We start from the raw sequence: 16,667 nt of genomic DNA, 5'->3' as shown, positions 1-16,667 counted from the left end.
CTCAGCTCTGCGACACGGCTTTAGGCAAAATATCGTTGGCGACCATCTCGCCGAACGGGCTCACATAACCGCCTGTCTTGGGTTGCTCGGGACGATTGACGTCCAGGTGCGGGAACAGCAGCTCGGCCACGCGGTACGACTCTTCCAGGTGCGGGTAGCCGGAGAAGATGAAGGTATCGATGCCCAGGGCTGCGTATTCCTTGACCCGCGCGGCGACGGTCGGGCCATCGCCAACCAGCGCGGTACCGGCACCACCGCGCACCAGACCGACGCCGGCCCACAGGTTGGGGCTGACTTCGAGTTTGTCGCGATTGCCGTTGTGCAATGCGGCCATGCGCTGCTGGCCCACCGAGTCGAAGCGCGCCAGCGATGCCTGGGCACGCGCGATGGTGTCGTCGTCCAGGTGCGAGATCAGCTTGTCGGCGGCGGCCCAGGCCTCTTCGTTGGTTTCGCGCACGATCACATGCAGGCGGATGCCGAAGCGCACTTCGCGGCCTTGGGCGGCGGCTTTCTCACGCACCTGGGCGATTTTTTCGGCAACGGCCGCTGGCGGCTCGCCCCAGGTCAGGTACAGCTCGACCTGTTCGGCGGCCAGGTCCTGCGCGGCGTCAGACGAGCCGCCGAAGTACAGCGGCGGGCGCGGTTGCTGGATCGGCGGGTAGAGCAGTTTGGCGCCCTTGACCTGGATATGCTTGCCATCGTAGTCGACCACTTCGCCTTCCAGCACCTTGCGCCAGATGCGGGTGAACTCGACGGAGGCTTCGTAGCGTTCCTGATGGTTCAGGTGCAGACCGTCACCGGCCAGCTCGTCCGGGTCGCCACCGGTCACCAGATTGAACAGTGCACGACCGTTGGACAGCCGGTCCAGGGTAGCGGCCTGGCGCGCAGCCACGGTCGGCGAAATGATGCCGGGGCGCAACGCCACCAGGAATTTCAGGCGTTCGGTCACCGGGATCAGCGAGGCGGCGACCAGCCAGGAGTCCTCGCAGGAACGCCCAGTGGGGATCAGCACGCCACCGAAACCGAGGCGGTCAGCGGCTTGTGCGATCTGCGACAAGTAGCCGTGGTCGACGGCGCGGGCGCCTTCGTTGGTACCCAGGTACTTGCCGTCACCGTGGGTGGGAAGAAACCAGAAGATGTTCAGGCTCATTGGAGTTGTCTCCTCAAGGGTGGCTCAAGGCCGGGGCCGCGCCCCGGCGCTGGCGAAGGGTTCAAGGCGCGCTGGCGACCTTGGCCGGGGGTGTCCAGATCACGTCCTTGATGCTCAAGGGCTTGGGAATCAGCTTTAGGGCCTGGAAGGTGTCGGCGATCTTCTGCTGCGCAGCGATGACCTCGGGGGTCAGTGGAGCGGCACCGTAGCCTTGGCGCTTCACCGACGTGAGGGTGATGTCAGCGGGCAGGCCCAACAGTGGCGCGACCTGCGCGGTGACCTGCTGCGGGTTGGCCTGGGACCACTGGCCCACGGCGCGCACTTCATCGATCAGCGCACTGACCACCGCCGGGTGCTGGGTCGCGTAGCTGCGCGTGGCCAGGTAGAACTGGTGGTTATCCACCAGGCCCTTGCCGTCACGCAGGGTGCGCGCCTGGAGTTGCTGTTCGGCGGCAGCCTGGTACGGGTCCCAGATCACCCAGGCGTCGACACTGCCACGCTCAAAGGCGGCGCGAGCGTCGGCAGGCGGCAGGTACACAGGCTGGATGTCGCTGTACTTCAGGCCCGCGTCCTCCAGGGCACGCACCAGCAGGTAGTGCACGTTGGAGCCTTTGTTCAGGGCGACTTTCTTGCCCTTGAGTTCTTTTACTGACTGGATGCTCGAGCCCTTCGGCACCAGAATCGCCTCGCTGTGCGGGGCAGGCGGCTCATAGGCGACGTAGAGCAGATCGGCGCCAGCGGCCTGGGCGAATACCGGTGGCGTCTCACCGGTTACGCCGAAGTCGATGGAACCGACGTTGAGGCCTTCGAGCAGTTGCGGGCCACCGGGGAACTCGGTCCATTGCACGTCGATGCCCTGGGCTTTGAGGCGCTGTTCCAGCGAGCCTTTGGCCTTGAGCAGCACCAGGGTGCCGTATTTCTGGTAACCGATGCGCAGGCTCTCGGCCTGGGCTTGGGTGATGGCGCCGAAGGACACAGCCGCCGCAAACAGGGCGACCAGACCGCGACGCAAGAAGACTGTGCGCATGGCGCTCTCCTGTGCGAGTGGGTTCGGGTAGCACCTGCTTGCCTCGTTGACGGGCGAGTAAGGTGGAAAAACAGTGAAGCGGGTGGCTCAGATGCTCCAGCGGGCACTGAGCAGGCGTTCGTTGAGCACGCCCGGTGCGACCGGTTTGGGTCGGCGGGCCAGCGCGCTGTGGAAGGTTTCCAGCGAATCCAGCAGGCGCTGCTCCAGCGCCGGGGCAAGTTGCGCGGGCGTGCGCCCTTCGCCATAGGCGATCTGGCTGTCGTCGGCGAAGATCCCTTGCAGGGTCTCCTGCGCCTTGAGTGCCGACAGCACCGGCTTGAGGGCGTAATCCACGGCGAGCATGTGGGCGATGCTGCCGCCAGTGGCGATGGGCAGCACGACCTTGTGCTCCAGGGCGCGCTCAGGCAGCAGGTCAAGCAGGGTCTTCAGGGCACCGGCGAACGATGCCTTGTACACGGGCGTTGCGACCAGCAGGCCATCGGCCTGGGCGACCAGTTCATTGAAATGGCGCACCTGCGGGCTGTCGAAGCGCGCGTGGAGCAAATCTTCGGCACTGAACTCGCGCACCTGGAAGGTCACCACCTCCACGCCACGCTCTTGCAGCCAGTCGCGCGAATGTTCGAGCAACACGCCGGAGCGTGAACGAAGGCTAGGGCTACCACCGACAGAAACAACCAACATTGAAAGCGCTTCCTTCGATTCGTTTGCAGGGCCGCGAGGGGTTGGCCCCGCTGGATGGAACTGACATTAACAGCTCATCACATATATCTAGAAATCATATTTTTTCATTTGTTTATTCTTTTTTGAGCTATTAGCTGCAAGCTGTAAGCTGCAAGAAAAAGCAGGGCAGCTTGCCGCTTGCCGCTCAACACTTGCCGCTCAAAAAAAAGGCCGTCGAAACGGCCCGAAAATCCCTGCTATGGCTAAGAGCACTACAACGAGGAATACATCAACGGTTCGGTTGCGGGGTCAACCGCAGATACGGTTTCACTGCCCGGTAGCCTTTCGGGAAGCGCTGCTTGATTTCGTCTTCATCCTTGAGCGACGGCACGATCACCACCTCGTCGCCGTCCTGCCAGTTGCCTGGCGTGGCGACCTTGTAGTTGTCGGTCAGTTGCAGCGAGTCGATCACCCGCAGGATTTCATTGAAGTTGCGCCCGGTGCTGGCCGGATAGGTGATCGTCAGGCGTACCTTCTTGTTCGGGTCGATGACGAACAGCGAGCGCACGGTCAGGGTGTCGCTGGCATTGGGGTGGATCAGATCGTACAGGTCGGACACCTTGCGATCGGCGTCGGCGATGATCGGGAAGTTGACCACGGTGTTCTGGGTCTCGTTGATGTCATCGATCCACTTGTGGTGCGAATCCACCGGGTCCACCGACAGGGCGATGGCTTTCACGCCGCGCTTGGCGAAGTCGTCCTTGAGCTTGGCGGTCAGGCCCAGCTCGGTGGTGCACACCGGGGTGAAGTCGGCCGGGTGAGAGAACAGCACGCCCCAGCTGTTGCCCAGCCATTCGTGGAAGCGGATCTTGCCGACGCTGGAATCCTGTTCGAAATCGGGGGCGATGTCGCCGAGTTTGAGGCTCATGGAAGCGGCTCCTGTGCTGTGTCTGGCCTGTGTGGGTTCAATGTGCCTGCTTTTGCATTGGAACAAAAAGAATAAATATCGATTTATTTATAACTGGAAGGCATACTAAATCGCAGACACAAAAAAGCCTCGCACTAGGCGAGGCTCTTTGTGTGCGGCTACGACTTACAGGAAGCTGTAAGTGTAGTTCACGATGAAGCGGGTTTGGTCCTGGTCGCGAGTGAACTCGTTACCCGAACCACCGCTCCCGCGATAGACACCTTGACGCAGACTGAAGCCCAAGCCCTTCAGAGTACCTTCCTGAATGGTGTAGTCGACACGAGCGTCGCGCTCCCATTCATTGTAGGTGCCTTGACCGGAGCGATAACGAATGTCGTCACCACGCAGGTAGGAAATCGACGCTTTCAGGCCTGGAATACCCAGACCCGCGAAGTCATACGCATACTGGCCGAAGTTGGTGTTCTCACCAGCACGGGCAAACTGGTTGATCATGCTGTCGGTGAACAGGTAGAAGCTGGCACCACCTGCACCTTCGGAGGTGCCGCTACCGTTGACCAGGCTACCTTGGTTCAGCCAGACGAAACCGCCGTCATCGCCAACTTGCTGACGCCCAACCAGGAACGAGTGACCGCCCAGGGTGTAGGTGAACATGGCGGACCAGGTCTTGTTGTCGACCTCGCCAGTGTTCTTCGCGTAGCCATTGTTGTTGTTGAAGTTATAGGTCGCGTCATTGCCATTCTTGCCATCGCTGCTGCTATCGAAGTAGCGCAGGTCGGTCTTGAACGACTGGTTGTCAGCGATCTTGAAGACATGGGTCGCACCCAGGAAGTGCTGCTTGTAGAAGTCTTCCAGGTTCGAGTAGTAGTACTGCAGGGTCAGGTCTGGAGTGAGCTTGTAGTCCAGGCCGCCGTAGCGGAACTTGTTACTTTCGGCAGTAGCACCGTTCACCGACAGGCCGGTACGGTTGCTCGAAGCGCGACCCATTGCGTGGGTCAGCTGACCGGCGTTGATGGTCAGGTTGTCGATTTCTTTCGAGCTGATGGTGCCGCCTTCGAAGGTCTGCGGCAGCAGGCGACCATCGTTGGAAACCAGAATTGGCAGGTTCGGCGCGAGTGCGCTACCGAAGTGAGCCTCGGTCTTCGAGAAGCGAGCCTTGGCATTGGCACCGAAGCGAGCCCACTGATTGGCCGAGCCTTTGCCGTCATCCGGGAAGAAACCACCTTTGTGGTAACCCTGGCCACCATCCAGATGAATACCCCACAGCGCCTGCGCGTCAACGCCAAAGCCTACAGTGCCTTGAGTGAAGCCGGAGATGTAGTCGACTTTGAAGCCTTGACCGCTTTCGCGCTGGTCACGACGCGGGGTCGCCGGGCTTTCACGGACGTTGTTGTCGAAATACATGGTGCGCGAGCTCAGGGACAGCTTGCTGTCCTCGATGAAACCGGCAGCGCCTGCTTGTTGGGCGAGAACCCCCAGTGCCACGGCCAGGGCCAGGCTGGACTTGTACATGCTTTGCTCCTCTACGTTCTAATTTTTGTGCGTCTCAAGCGGCAGGATCTGAGCCCCACTCACCCGGATTGGCGATTTGGACCAAAGCGTGACCTGTTAGTCAACCGCTGACGGTCGAATCACGACCTTGGTCTAAGCCGCCACCTGCGCTACAGGATAATGACAATCCTATAAATCCAAAATGACCGTTTTATGAATCTGTAAGACTATTACGGAATAACTTTGGAACCTTTACTGCCTAAAGTTGTATCGACGTGGCCAATCATACCTTTAGGTTATGTAAAAACGTTTGCCTCCCGTCAACGCCCCGCGCTCGGCCTTGAACAGGGCGCGAGAGACTAGCAGGTTCGCCGGGATATGCCACCGCAAGAGATCGGATGACCGACAAATCCCACCGGCAACCGCGCGCCCGACACGCGCAGCGATTGGCTTTAAGCTAATGCAAAAAAGTTATTTATTTTAGATTTCTTAGATCATTTAGCCTTCTCGTCAACACACCCCTAATGCCTGACGAGAGGTTCACCATGATCCCGCACGCTCCGCTGCGCCTGTTCGCCGCCCTGACCCTCGCCAGCACCAGCTGGTTCGCCCAGGCCGCCGATTTGACCGTCGCCTACCAGACCACCGTCGACCCCGCCAAGGTTGCCCAGGTGGACGGTGACTACGAGAAAGCCAGCAAGGCCAGCATCGACTGGCGCAAGTTCGACAACGGCGCCGACGTGATCACCGCCGTTGCCAGCGGCGACGTACAGATCGGCTACCTAGGCTCCAGCCCCCTGGCCGCCGCCGCTACCCGCAAGCTGCCCGTCGAGACCTTCCTCATTGCCACCCAGATCGGGGCCGGCGAGGCGCTGGTGGCGCGTGACAGCATCAAGACCCCGCAGGACCTGATCGGCAAGAAAGTCGCCGTGCCCTTCGTTTCCACCGGCCACTACAGCCTGCTGGCCGCGCTCAAGGCATGGAACATCGACCCCGCCAAGGTGCAGATCCTCAACCTGGCGCCACCAGCGATCATTGCCGCCTGGAAGCGCGGCGACATCGACGCCACCTACGTTTGGGACCCCGCCCTGGGCGTGGCCAAGGAAAACGGCAAGGTGCTGATCACCTCCGGCGAGCTGGCCAAGAAAGGCGCCCCTACCTTCGATGCCTGGATCGTGCGCAAGGACTTCGCCGCCAAGCACCCCGACGTGGTCAAGGCCTTCGCCAAGGTGACCCTGGACGCCTACGCCGACTACCGAAAGGACCCGAACACCTGGCTGGCCAACCCAGACAACGTCGCCAAGCTGGCCAAGCTGTCCGGCGCCAAGCCGGCTGACATTCCGGTACTGCTGCAAGGCAACGTGTACCCACTGGCCGCCGATCAGGCCAGCGCCCTCGGCGCCCCGACCACCCAGGCGCTGACCGACACCGCCACCTTCCTCAAGCAACAGGGCAAGGTCGATTCGGTCCTGCCGGACTACTCGCCCTACGTCAGCAAGCAATACCTGCCCAACTAAGCCTCGCAGCGACCGGAGCCCGTCATGGCCTTGCTCGAACTGGAGCGCATCAGCGCACAGTACCCCGGCGCCAGTACCCCAGTGCTGGCCGACATCAACCTTTCGTTGGGGCCACGCCAGCTGCTGGTGGCCCTCGGGCCTTCCGGCAGCGGCAAGACCTCGTTGCTCAACCTGATCGCCGGTTTCGTCGCCCCCAGCGGCGGACGCATCACCCTCGACGGCGTACCAGTGCAAGGGCCGGGCGCCGAGCGTGGCGTGGTGTTCCAGGACGATGCCTTGCTGCCCTGGCAAGATGTGCTGGGCAACGTCGCCTTCGGCCTGGCACTGGCCGGCGTGCCGCGCGCCCAGCGTGAGGCCAAGGCCCGCGAGATGCTCGCGCTGGTCGACCTCGAAGGCTTCTCTGCGCGGCACATCTGGCAGCTCTCGGGTGGGCAGAAACAGCGCGTGGGCCTGGCCCGGGCGCTGGCCGCCGACCCGCGTGTGCTGCTGATGGACGAACCGTTCGGCGCCCTCGACGCCTTTACCCGCGAGCAGATGCAGCAATTGCTGCTGCAAGTCTGGCAGCGTACGGCCAAGCCTGTGTTCCTGATCACCCACGACATCGAAGAAGCGGTGTTCCTGGCCAGCGAACTGGTGTTGCTGGCACCTAACCCCGGGCGCGTGGTCGAGCGCCTGCAACTGGACTTCGGCCAGCGCTACGCCGCTGGCGAGCCCGCCCGGGCGATCAAGTCCGACCCGCGTTTCATCGAAACCCGCGAGCACGTGCTGGCCCGCGTGTTTTCCCAACGGCAAAGCCAGCAGGAGCCCGCATGAGCAGCCTGGACCTGCCGGTCGCCGGCAAGCGCGATACCCATTCCCGCCCCACCCTGAAGGTGCGCCGCCACCTGCCTACGCGGTGGATCAGCGCACTGACCCTGGCCGCGCTAGTGTCGGCTTGGTGGCTGGTGACCGCTGCCGGCTGGATCGAACCGCTGTTTCTACCCTCGCCCGCCGACATCGCCAGCAAGGGCTGGACCCTGCTGACCCAAGGCTACATGGACGCCAGCCTCTGGCAGCACCTTGGCGCAAGCCTGGGCCGCATCGGCCTGGCGTTGGTGGCCGCGACCCTCAGCGCCATCCCGGTGGGCATCGCCATCGGCTACAACCGCGTGGCGCGCGGCATTCTCGACCCGCTGATCGAGTTCTACCGGCCGATCCCGCCGCTGGCCTACCTGCCGCTGATCGTGATCTGGTGCGGCATCGGCGAGCTGTCGAAGGTACTGCTGATTTATCTCGCGATCTTCGCCCCGGTCGCCATCGCCACCGCCACCGGCGTGCGCACCGTCGACCCGGCCAAGCTGCGCGCGGCGCAGTCGCTGGGGGCAAGCAAGGCCCAGTTGATTCGCCACGTGATCCTGCCCAGCGCCCTGCCCGACATCCTCACGGGCATCCGCATCGGCCTGGGGGTGGGTTGGTCGACGCTGGTGGCCGCCGAATTGATCGCCGCCACCAGCGGCCTGGGCTTCATGGTGCAGTCGGCGGCGCAGTTTCTGGTCACCGACGTGGTGGTGCTGGGGATCCTGCTCATCGCCTTGATCGCCTTTGCCCTGGAAATGGGCCTGCGCGCGCTGCAACGCAAGCTGGTGCCCTGGCACGGGCAAAGCCACTGAGCCTTTTCACGACCAATGTAGGAGCGGCCTCGTGCCGCTCCTACACGGATCTGCACAACTTCATACGAGACCGACCATGAGCCTGACCATCACCCCCCTCAGCCCGGCCCTCGGCGCGCAGATCAGCGGCGTGGACCTCAGCCGCCAGATCACCGCCGAGCAGCGTGACGCCATCGAGCAGGCGTTGCTCCAGCATCAGGTACTGTTCTTGCGCGACCAGCCGATCACCCCCGAGCAGCAGGCCCGTTTCGCCGCCCGCTTCGGTGACCTGCATATCCACCCGATCTACCCCAACGTGCCGGACACGCCACAGGTGCTGATCCTCGACACCGCAGTCACCGACGTGCGCGACAACGCCGTCTGGCACACCGATGTGACCTTCCTGCCGACCCCGGCGCTGGGCGCGGTGCTGAGCGCCAAGCAACTGCCGGCGTATGGCGGCGATACCCTGTGGGCCAGCGGCATCGCAGCGTTCGAGGCGTTGTCGGCGCCGTTGCGCGGGCTGCTCGACGGGCTCACCGCTACCCACGACTTCACCAAGTCGTTCCCGCTGGAGCGCTTTGGCAGCACCCCCGAAGACCTCGCACGCTGGGAGGCCACCCGACGCAACAACCCGCCACTGTCACACCCGGTAGTGCGCACCCATCCGGTCAGCGGGCGCAAGGCGCTGTTCGTCAATGAAGGGTTCACCACGCGCATCAATGAACTGAGCGAGCTGGAGAGCGAGGCCTTGCTCAAACTGCTGTTCGCCCATGCCACTCGGCCGGAGTTCAGTATCCGCTGGCGTTGGCAGGAGAACGACGTGGCGTTCTGGGACAACCGCGTGACCCAGCATTTCGCGGTGGATGACTATCGGCCGAACCGGCGCGTGATGCACCGGGCGACCATTCTGGGAGATGCACCTTTCTAAAGTGCTTTCCTGCACTGGCCTCTTCGCGGGCAAGCCCGCGAAGAATCCAACGACTATCTACCTGACCAGATGCAGGAACTGCATGTGCCGCTCGTACTGGTCGAGGATGTCATTAATGATCTGTTCCTTGCTATAGCCCACCAGGTCGTAGTTCTGGCTGCCTTCAGACAGATGCACCTCGGCCCGGTAATAGCGCCGGTTCTTCAGCTCCTGGGTGCCCAATCCACCCAAGGCGAATGACGGGGTGAAGTACCCACGCATCTGCACCTGGTAGATGAACGGCTGCTCTTCGCCATGCCCGACCTTGAGGCTGACGTTGTCATGGCTCGGGTCGTCCTGGGTCACCAGCACCAGCCCCTTCTGCTCGAACACCTCACGCACATCGGCAATCGCCGGGCGCACCACGTCGTCCATGAAACGGTACACCTCGTCGCGTGACGGGAAGTGCACCGCCTGGCTCAGGCGCTGGCGCCAGCCGCCACGACCACGGCGCGACTGGGCGAACGGTGCCAGCGAGTGCATCTGCGCAATCTGCCGCTGGCCCTCCAGGTAGAAGGCCTTGTGCAGCCCCCACATCATGCACAGCAGGATCAGCGAGAACGGCAGCGAAGTCAGCACCACCGCCGACTTGAGCGAGTCGATACTGCCGGCGAACAGCAAGCCGCTGGTGATCAGCGCGGTCATCGCGCCCCAGAAGATGCGCAGCCAGTTCGGCCCGTCTTCATCGGCCCCACCGCCTTTGGCCGAGAGCGTCGACAGCACCACCGTGCCGGAGTCGGCGGAGGTGACGAAGAACACGAAGCTGATGAATACCGTCACGGCAATCACCGTCTTGCTCCACGGGTAGGTTTCCAGCAGCAGGTACAGGCTCATCGACGGATTATCCAGAGCCGACTGGCCCAGCGCCGCCATGCCATGGTTGATCACCTGGTCCAGGGCGCTGTTGCCGAAGATCGACATCCACGCCAGGGTGAAGCCCAACGGAATCAGCAGCACGCCGAAGACGAACTCGCGGATCGTGCGCCCACGCGAGATACGCGCGATGAATAGCCCCACGAACGGCGCCCAGGCAATCCACCAAGCCCAGTAGAACACTGTCCAGCCGCCCAGCCAGTCGCGGTTCTCGCCATAGGCGTACACGTCGAAGCTCTTGCGTGGCAGCGCGCCGAGGTAGTCGCCAAGGTTCTGGATCAGGGTGTTGAACAGGTGCTGGGTGGGCCCGGCGAACAGCACGAACAGCAGCAACGCGCAGGCCAGGAACAGGTTGATGTCGCTCATCACCCGCACGCCCTTCTCGACCCCGGCCACTGCCACGGCCACCGCCGCGCCCATCATCAGGGTGATCAGAATCACCTGCACCCACTGGCTGTGGCTAATGCCGAAAAGGTAATCCAGGCCGGCGTTCAGGTGCAGCACACCAAAGCCCATGTCCGCGCCCAGCCCGAACACCGTGGCGATGATGCCGAAGCCATCCACCGCGTAGCCAATCGGCCCGTTGATGCGCTTGCCGATCAGCGGATACAGCGCCGAGCGCAGCGCCAGTGGCAGGTTGTGGCGATAGGCGAAGTAGGCCAGCGCCATGCCGACGAAGGCGAACACGCCCCAGCCATGCAGGCCCCAATGCAGAAACAGGATCTGCATCGCCTGACGCCCGGCCTCAGCCGTGCCCGCCTCGCCCTGGGGCGGCTGGAGCATATGGGTGAGCGGCTCGGAAACACAGAAGAAGAACAACGTGATGCTGATGCCAGCGGCGAACAGCATGCCGGCCCAGGACAGGTAGCTGAACTCGGGTTCGTCATGATCGGCGCCGAGTTTGATCTTGCCGTAGCCCGACAGCGCGGTGACCACCACGAACACCAGGTACAGGGTCATGGCCAGCATGTAGTACCAGCCGACCGTGTTGGCCGCCCAGTTCTGCGCCGCCAGCAGCCACTCGCCGGAGGCTTGCGGGAAGGCGATGACCACTAGGCCGAACAGCAGGATGAAGGTTGCCGCGAAGTAGAACACCGGAGGGTTCATGCGGATCTTGCCATTGGCAAGGACAGGGGTCGGTGCACTCATCGGTCGTGCACCTCGTCGAAGGACGTGAGGTTCGGATTGAACGGGTTCAGCAAAGGCGATTCCTCCTTTTGAACACCGGCAATGGACCAGCGTTTTTCGTTGAACAAGCGTTCAAGTTAAACATGGAATGGATTTCAATGCGAACCGGGGCGCTGATCGGCACCCGCCAGTACCAGCCTCTTGGCGGTACTGGCGCCCCATGATTCAGGTCACTGCTTGTCCTGGCAATCCAATTGCAGATTGGCCTGGGTAATGTTGCTCTGGGCCGGCACGCTGCGGGTCAGCCACACGTTACCGCCGATGGTCGAACCCTGCCCGATGGTGATCCGCCCCAGGATAGTGGCGCCGGCATAGATCACCACGTCATCCTCGACGATCGGATGCCGCGCCAGGCCCTTGTGCAGCGTGCCCGACTCGTCGCTGGGGAAGCGCTTGGCGCCTAACGTCACCGCCTGATAGATGCGTACCCGCTCGCCGATGATCGCCGTCTCGCCGATGACCACACCCGTGCCATGGTCGATGAAGAAGCTCTGACCAATCTGCGCGCCAGGGTGAATATCGATACCGGTGGCCGAGTGCGCCAGCTCCGAGCTGATCCGCGCCAGCAGCGGCAAGCCGGCGCGATACAAGTGATGAGCCAGGCGGTGATGGATGATCGCCAGGATACCGGGGTAGCACAGCAACACTTCGTCGACGCTGCGCGCGGCGGGGTCGCCGTGGTAGGCGGCGAGCACGTCGGTGTCCAGCAGCACGCGCAGGCCCGGCAGGGCAGCGGCGAAGTCCTGGATCAAGCGCAGGGCGTGGGCGTCGACATCCACGACGTCGGTCTTGCCGTGGCGGGCAGCGTAGCGCAGCTCCAGGCGCGCCTGGCCCAGCAACGCGGTGAGCGCCGCGTCGAGGGTGTGCCCGACGTAGAAGTCCTCACTTTCCTCGCGCAGGTCCACCGGGCCCAGGCGCATCGGGAACAGCGCACCGCACAGTTGTTCGAGAATCTGACGCAGCGCCTCGCGCGAGGGCAACTCGCGCCCGCCCTGCTCGCCAGTGCTGCGCCCATTACGGGTGCGCCACTGTTCGCGAGCACTGCGCAGGCCACTGACGATGCTGGGCAACTGCCAGTGCCCGGTTGATGGTTGTTCGCTCACGGTGTTCTCCTGGCCTATTGTTTTCGCCTGGACCGGCCCTTTCGCGGGCCAGCACTGGCTACATGCCTTGCACGATACGCCAAATCCCCCTCTTGGAAAAAACAACGCTTTATTCCATCCTGCACTAAGTCAGGCATAAGCCACGCTGACGGGTCGTCGATTCCTGACTACCCTCAACCCTGCCACGGGATGGCAATGAGCAGCCACGGAATAACCACCGGATTTTTTATTATTTCCAGGCCTATACGGCTCAGTCTTATAGTTGCCACCCACCACTTTCACCACAAGCGCGGGGCCACACATGACCAGATTCGCCAAACCTCTTCTCAACGCCAGCCTCGCACTGCTGCTGAGCGCCGGCCTGCTGAGCCAGGCGTCTGCCGGCGAGCAGCTCAAGACTATCCAGGAAAAGGGCGTGATCAACGTCGGCCTCGAAGGCACCTACCCACCGTTCAGCTACCAGGACGAAAACGGCAAGCTGGCCGGCTTCGAAGTCGAGCTGTCGGAACTGCTGGCCAAGGAACTGGGGGTCAAGGCCAAGATTCAGCCGACCAAGTGGGACGGTATCCTCGCCGCACTCGACTCCAAGCGCCTGGACGTGGTGATCAACCAGGTCACCATCTCCGAGGAGCGCAAGAAGAAGTACGACTTCTCCACGCCCTATACCATCTCCGGCATCCAGGCGCTGATCCTGAAGAAAAAGGCCGACCAGCTGAATATCCAGAAGGCCGCGGACCTGGCGGGCAAGAAGGTCGGCGTGGGCTTGGGCACCAACTACGAGCAATGGGTGAAGAAGGACGTCCCGCAAGCCGAGGTGCGCACCTATGAAGACGACCCGAGCAAATTCGCCGACCTGCGCAACGGCCGCATCGACGCCATCCTGATCGACCGCCTGGCCGCGCTGGAATACGCCCAGAAAGCCAAGGACACCCAGCTGGCCGGCGACGCCTTCTCGCGCCTGGAAAGCGGCGTAGCCCTGCGCAAGGGCGAACCTGAACTGCTGGCGGCCATCGACACGGCGCTGGACAAGCTCAAGGCTGACGGCAGCCTGGCCAAGCTGTCCGAGAAATACTTCGGTGCCGATGTCACCAAATGATTCCTGAAACCCTGCAACTTGTTGTCGACTCCGCGCCCTTCCTGCTCAAGGGCGCGGGCTACACGGTGCTGCTCAGTGTCGGCGGCATGTTCTTCGGCCTGCTGCTGGGCTTCGCCCTGGCGCTGATGCGTTTGTCGAAGATCCTGCCGCTGAACTGGCTGGCGCGCATCTATGTGTCGTTCTTCCGTGGCACGCCGCTGCTGGTGCAGCTGTTCGTGATCTATTTCGGGCTACCGCAGATCGGTGTCGAACTCGACCCGATCCCGGCCTCGCTGATTGGCCTGTCATTGAACATGGCCGCGTACATCTGCGAAATCCTGCGCGCCGCGATCGCCTCGATCGACCGTGGCCAATGGGAAGCCGCCGCCAGCATCGGCATGACCCGCACCCAGGCGATGCGCCGCGCGATCTTGCCCCAGGCCCTGCGTACCGCGCTGCCGCCGCTGGGCAACAGCTTCATCTCACTGGTCAAGGACACTGCCCTGGCAGCCACCATCCAGGTGCCCGAGCTGTTCCGTCAGGCGCAATTGATCACGGCGCGCACCTTCGAGGTGTTCACCATGTACGTGGCGGTTGCGGTGGTCTACTGGATCCTCTGCAGCATCCTCGCGCACTTCCAGAACCGCATGGAAGCGCGAGTCAACCAGCACGACCAGGAGCACTGAGATGATCGTAGTAGAAGGCCTGACCAAGCAGTTCAAGGGCCAGACCGTGCTCAACGGCATCGACCTGACCGTGCAGCCCGGTGAAGTAGTGGCCATCATCGGCCCAAGCGGCTCGGGCAAGACCACGTTCCTGCGCTGCCTGAACCTGCTGGAAACCCCTGACGCCGGGCGGATCCAGATCGGCGATATCAGCATCGATGCCAACCGCCCACTGGGCAATCAGCAAGGGGCGATTCGCCGCCTGCGCCAGCAGGCCGGTTTCGTGTTCCAGAACTTCAACCTGTTCCCCCATCGCACGGCCCTGGAGAACATCATCGAGGGGCCGGTGATCGTCAAAAAGACCCCTCGCGACCAAGCAGTGGCGCTGGGTCGTCGGCTGCTGGCCAAGGTCGGTCTGGCAGGCCGTGACGATGCCTACCCACGGCGCCTGTCCGGTGGCCAGCAGCAACGGGTGGCCATCGCCCGGGCGCTGGCCATGGAGCCGGAGGTGATCTTGTTCGACGAGCCCACCTCAGCGCTGGACCCGGAGTTGGTCGGTGAGGTGCTGGCGACCATCCGCGGGCTGGCTGAGGAGAAGCGCACCATGCTCATCGTCACCCACGAGATGAGCTTCGCCCGCGATGTCGCCAACCGGGTGATCTTCTTCGACAAGGGCGTGATCGTCGAACAGGGCGAGGCCAAGGCGTTGTTCGCCAACCCGCAGCAGGAGCGCACGCGGCAATTCCTCAGCAAGTTCCTGGGCACCGCTGCGCTTTGACCCTCCTGCACAAACCCGCTGTATCTGTAGGAGCGGCCTTGTGTCGCGAAAGGGCTGCGTAGCAGCCCCAGGATCTCGGCCACGGCACATATTGTCGGGGCCGCTCCTACAGGATCGTGCAAAGCCAGAATCCAGCGCAGCACCTGATCAACCCGACTTCTATCCATATTCCAAAGAGTTAGTTCATAAAATCTATATAAGCCATTAGGGTATATAGACCGGACCACCGGACCAGCAATCGTCCGTCGCCACCACCCCAGCGACGCCAACTATTTTGTGAGGTTCAGGAATGGTCAGGATCACAATCACCCCAGTGCGTAACGCCAGGGCATTGAGTGCAGCCAAGGAGCGGCACTGATGTCCAGCCAACCAACTACCCCCCTCGACAGCGATATCGACAGCTCGCCCCTGCTGCTGCCGGCCAAGGTGCTGCGCAGCGACGCCGAGGCCCTGCAAGCCGCCCGTGAGCTGGCCGAGCTGGCCCGCGAGCAGGCCGCCCGCCGCGATCAACAACGAAAGCTACCGTGGGCCGAGATCGAACAGTTCACCCGCAGTGGCCTGGGCAGCATCAGTATTCCCAAAGCCTATGGGGGCCCACAGGTTTCCTTCGAGACCACCGCCGAAGTGTTCCGCCTGATCAGCGCCGCAGACCCCGCGCTCGGGCAGATCCCGCAAAACCATTTCGGCATCCTGCAACTGGTACGCCTGACCGCGACCGAAGCGCAGAAGCAAGCCATCTTCGGCTCGGTGCTCGACGGCTGGCGCATCGGCAATGCCGGCCCCGAGCGCGGCACCAAGGACACCCTGACGCTCAAGGCACGCATCACCCGCGAGGGCGACAGCTACCGCATCAGCGGCGAGAAGTTCTACTCCACCGGCGCCCTCTATGCCCATTGGGTGGCCGTCAAAGCCCTCGACGACGACGGCCGCCAACGCCTGGCGTTCGTACGTCGGGGTAGCCCAGGGCTGCGCATCGTCGACGACTGGTCGGGCTTCGGCCAACGCACCACCGCCAGCGGCACGGTGCTGCTGGACCAGGTGCCAGTGGACGCCGAACTGGTGCTCGACAACTGGCGCCAGCGCGATGTGCCGAATATCCAGGGCGCCTCATCGCAACTGGTGCAAGCGGCCATCGACGCAGGCATCGCTGAGGCGGCCATCAACGACACGATCCGCTTCGTGCGGGAAAAGTCCAGGCCGTGGATCGATGCCAATGTCGAGCGCGCCAGCGACGACCCTTATGTGATCGCCGATATCGGCCGCCTGAAGCTCGACTTGCACGCCGCCGAAGCGCTGCTGCGCAAGGCCGCACGCGTGCTCGACGAGGTCGACGCCGGCCCCATCGATGCCGCCGCTGCGGCGCGTGCCTCGATCGCCGTGGCCGAAGCCAAGGTACTGACCACCGAAATCGCCCTGCAAGCGAGCGAAAAGCTCTTTGAGCTGGCCGGCAGCCGCGCCAGCCTGGCCGAGTTCAATCTCGACCGGCACTGGCGCAATGCCCGGGTGCACACCCTGCACGACCCGGTGCGCTGGAAGTATCACGCGGTCGGCGCCTATTACCTCAACGGCACCCTGCCCGCTCGCCATTCCTGGATCTGATTTCGGCACTGGGGCTGC

15 protein-coding genes are annotated in these 16,667 nt (G+C 63.0%); 8 read left to right on the top strand and 7 right to left on the bottom strand.

What is annotated here, in order from left to right; genetic code table 11:
• Position 1: 1 nt before the first annotated feature.
• The 5 genes from ssuD to ACNFIC_RS09655 form a co-directional block, all read right to left on the bottom strand.
• On the bottom strand, positions 2-1,150 hold the full coding sequence (ssuD, locus tag ACNFIC_RS09675; protein WP_138220536.1) for an FMNH2-dependent alkanesulfonate monooxygenase: 1,149 nt from the start codon (positions 1,148-1,150) through the stop codon (positions 2-4).
• Positions 1,151-1,211: 61 nt separating this feature from the next.
• Entirely contained in the window at positions 1,212-2,177 is a 966-nt protein-coding gene (locus ACNFIC_RS09670; protein ID WP_416780899.1) for a sulfonate ABC transporter substrate-binding protein, read from the bottom strand.
• A gap of 87 nt (positions 2,178-2,264) precedes the next feature.
• Positions 2,265-2,858 (bottom strand): NADPH-dependent FMN reductase, encoded by a 594-nt coding sequence (gene ssuE, locus ACNFIC_RS09665; RefSeq protein ID WP_138220538.1) that lies wholly within the window; start codon positions 2,856-2,858, stop codon positions 2,265-2,267.
• Between the two features lie 268 nt (positions 2,859-3,126).
• On the bottom strand, positions 3,127-3,765 hold the full coding sequence (locus ACNFIC_RS09660; protein WP_138220539.1) for a peroxiredoxin: 639 nt from the start codon (positions 3,763-3,765) through the stop codon (positions 3,127-3,129).
• A 165-nt stretch (positions 3,766-3,930) separates the two neighbouring features.
• Positions 3,931-5,274 (bottom strand): OprD family outer membrane porin, encoded by a 1,344-nt coding sequence (locus ACNFIC_RS09655; protein WP_138220540.1) that lies wholly within the window; start codon positions 5,272-5,274, stop codon positions 3,931-3,933.
• A gap of 524 nt (positions 5,275-5,798) precedes the next feature.
• Here ACNFIC_RS09655 and tauA point away from each other — a divergent pair.
• From tauA to tauD, 4 genes are all read left to right on the top strand, one after another.
• Positions 5,799-6,770, top strand: a complete 972-nt coding sequence (gene tauA / locus ACNFIC_RS09650; RefSeq protein WP_416780898.1) for a taurine ABC transporter substrate-binding protein — start codon at positions 5,799-5,801, stop codon at positions 6,768-6,770.
• 24 nt (positions 6,771-6,794) lie between these two features.
• On the top strand, positions 6,795-7,583 hold the full coding sequence (gene tauB / locus ACNFIC_RS09645; RefSeq protein WP_416780897.1) for a taurine ABC transporter ATP-binding subunit: 789 nt from the start codon (positions 6,795-6,797) through the stop codon (positions 7,581-7,583).
• On the top strand, positions 7,580-8,419 hold the full coding sequence (tauC, locus tag ACNFIC_RS09640; protein WP_138220543.1) for a taurine ABC transporter permease TauC: 840 nt from the start codon (positions 7,580-7,582) through the stop codon (positions 8,417-8,419). The genes tauB and tauC overlap by 4 nt, the downstream gene beginning before the upstream one ends.
• 76 nt (positions 8,420-8,495) lie before the next feature.
• Positions 8,496-9,329 carry a taurine dioxygenase gene (gene tauD, locus ACNFIC_RS09635; protein WP_416780896.1) on the top strand — a complete coding sequence of 278 codons (834 nt, stop codon included), beginning with the start codon at positions 8,496-8,498 and terminating at the stop codon, positions 9,327-9,329.
• A gap of 57 nt (positions 9,330-9,386) precedes the next feature.
• Here tauD and betT read toward each other — a convergent pair whose 3' ends face one another.
• Positions 9,387-11,348: a choline transporter BetT gene (betT, locus tag ACNFIC_RS09630; protein WP_171030981.1), complete on the bottom strand. Its 1,962-nt coding sequence runs from the start codon at positions 11,346-11,348 to the stop codon at positions 9,387-9,389.
• Positions 11,349-11,599: 251 nt separating this feature from the next.
• Entirely contained in the window at positions 11,600-12,532 is a 933-nt protein-coding gene (gene epsC, locus ACNFIC_RS09625; RefSeq protein WP_138220546.1) for a serine O-acetyltransferase EpsC, read from the bottom strand.
• A 301-nt stretch (positions 12,533-12,833) separates the two neighbouring features.
• On the opposite strand from epsC, the gene tcyJ reads away from it, so the two are divergent.
• The 4 genes from tcyJ to ACNFIC_RS09605 all read left to right on the top strand — a co-directional run bounded on the left by tcyJ (position 12,834) and on the right by ACNFIC_RS09605 (position 16,649).
• Entirely contained in the window at positions 12,834-13,628 is a 795-nt protein-coding gene (tcyJ, locus tag ACNFIC_RS09620) for a cystine ABC transporter substrate-binding protein (RefSeq protein ID WP_138220547.1), read from the top strand.
• Positions 13,625-14,293: a cystine ABC transporter permease gene (tcyL, locus tag ACNFIC_RS09615; RefSeq protein ID WP_138220548.1), complete on the top strand. Its 669-nt coding sequence runs from the start codon at positions 13,625-13,627 to the stop codon at positions 14,291-14,293. The genes tcyJ and tcyL overlap by 4 nt, the downstream gene beginning before the upstream one ends.
• Position 14,294: 1 nt before the next feature.
• The gene (tcyN, locus tag ACNFIC_RS09610; RefSeq protein WP_138220549.1) at positions 14,295-15,050 is read left to right on the top strand and encodes an L-cystine ABC transporter ATP-binding protein TcyN; all 756 of its coding nucleotides are present in this window, start codon (positions 14,295-14,297) and stop codon (positions 15,048-15,050) included.
• 357 nt (positions 15,051-15,407) lie between these two features.
• Entirely contained in the window at positions 15,408-16,649 is a 1,242-nt protein-coding gene (locus ACNFIC_RS09605) for an SfnB family sulfur acquisition oxidoreductase (protein WP_138220551.1), read from the top strand.
• Positions 16,650-16,667 lie beyond the last annotated feature (18 nt).

The sequence above is a fragment of the Pseudomonas sp. NY15463 genome (assembly GCF_048068415.1).
In the GTDB taxonomy this organism is placed as follows: Bacteria; Pseudomonadota; Gammaproteobacteria; order Pseudomonadales; family Pseudomonadaceae; genus Aquipseudomonas; species Aquipseudomonas mosselii_C.
The sequence above is the reverse complement of the archived record's forward strand: the minus strand, read 5'-3'. Positions and strand labels throughout refer to the sequence as shown.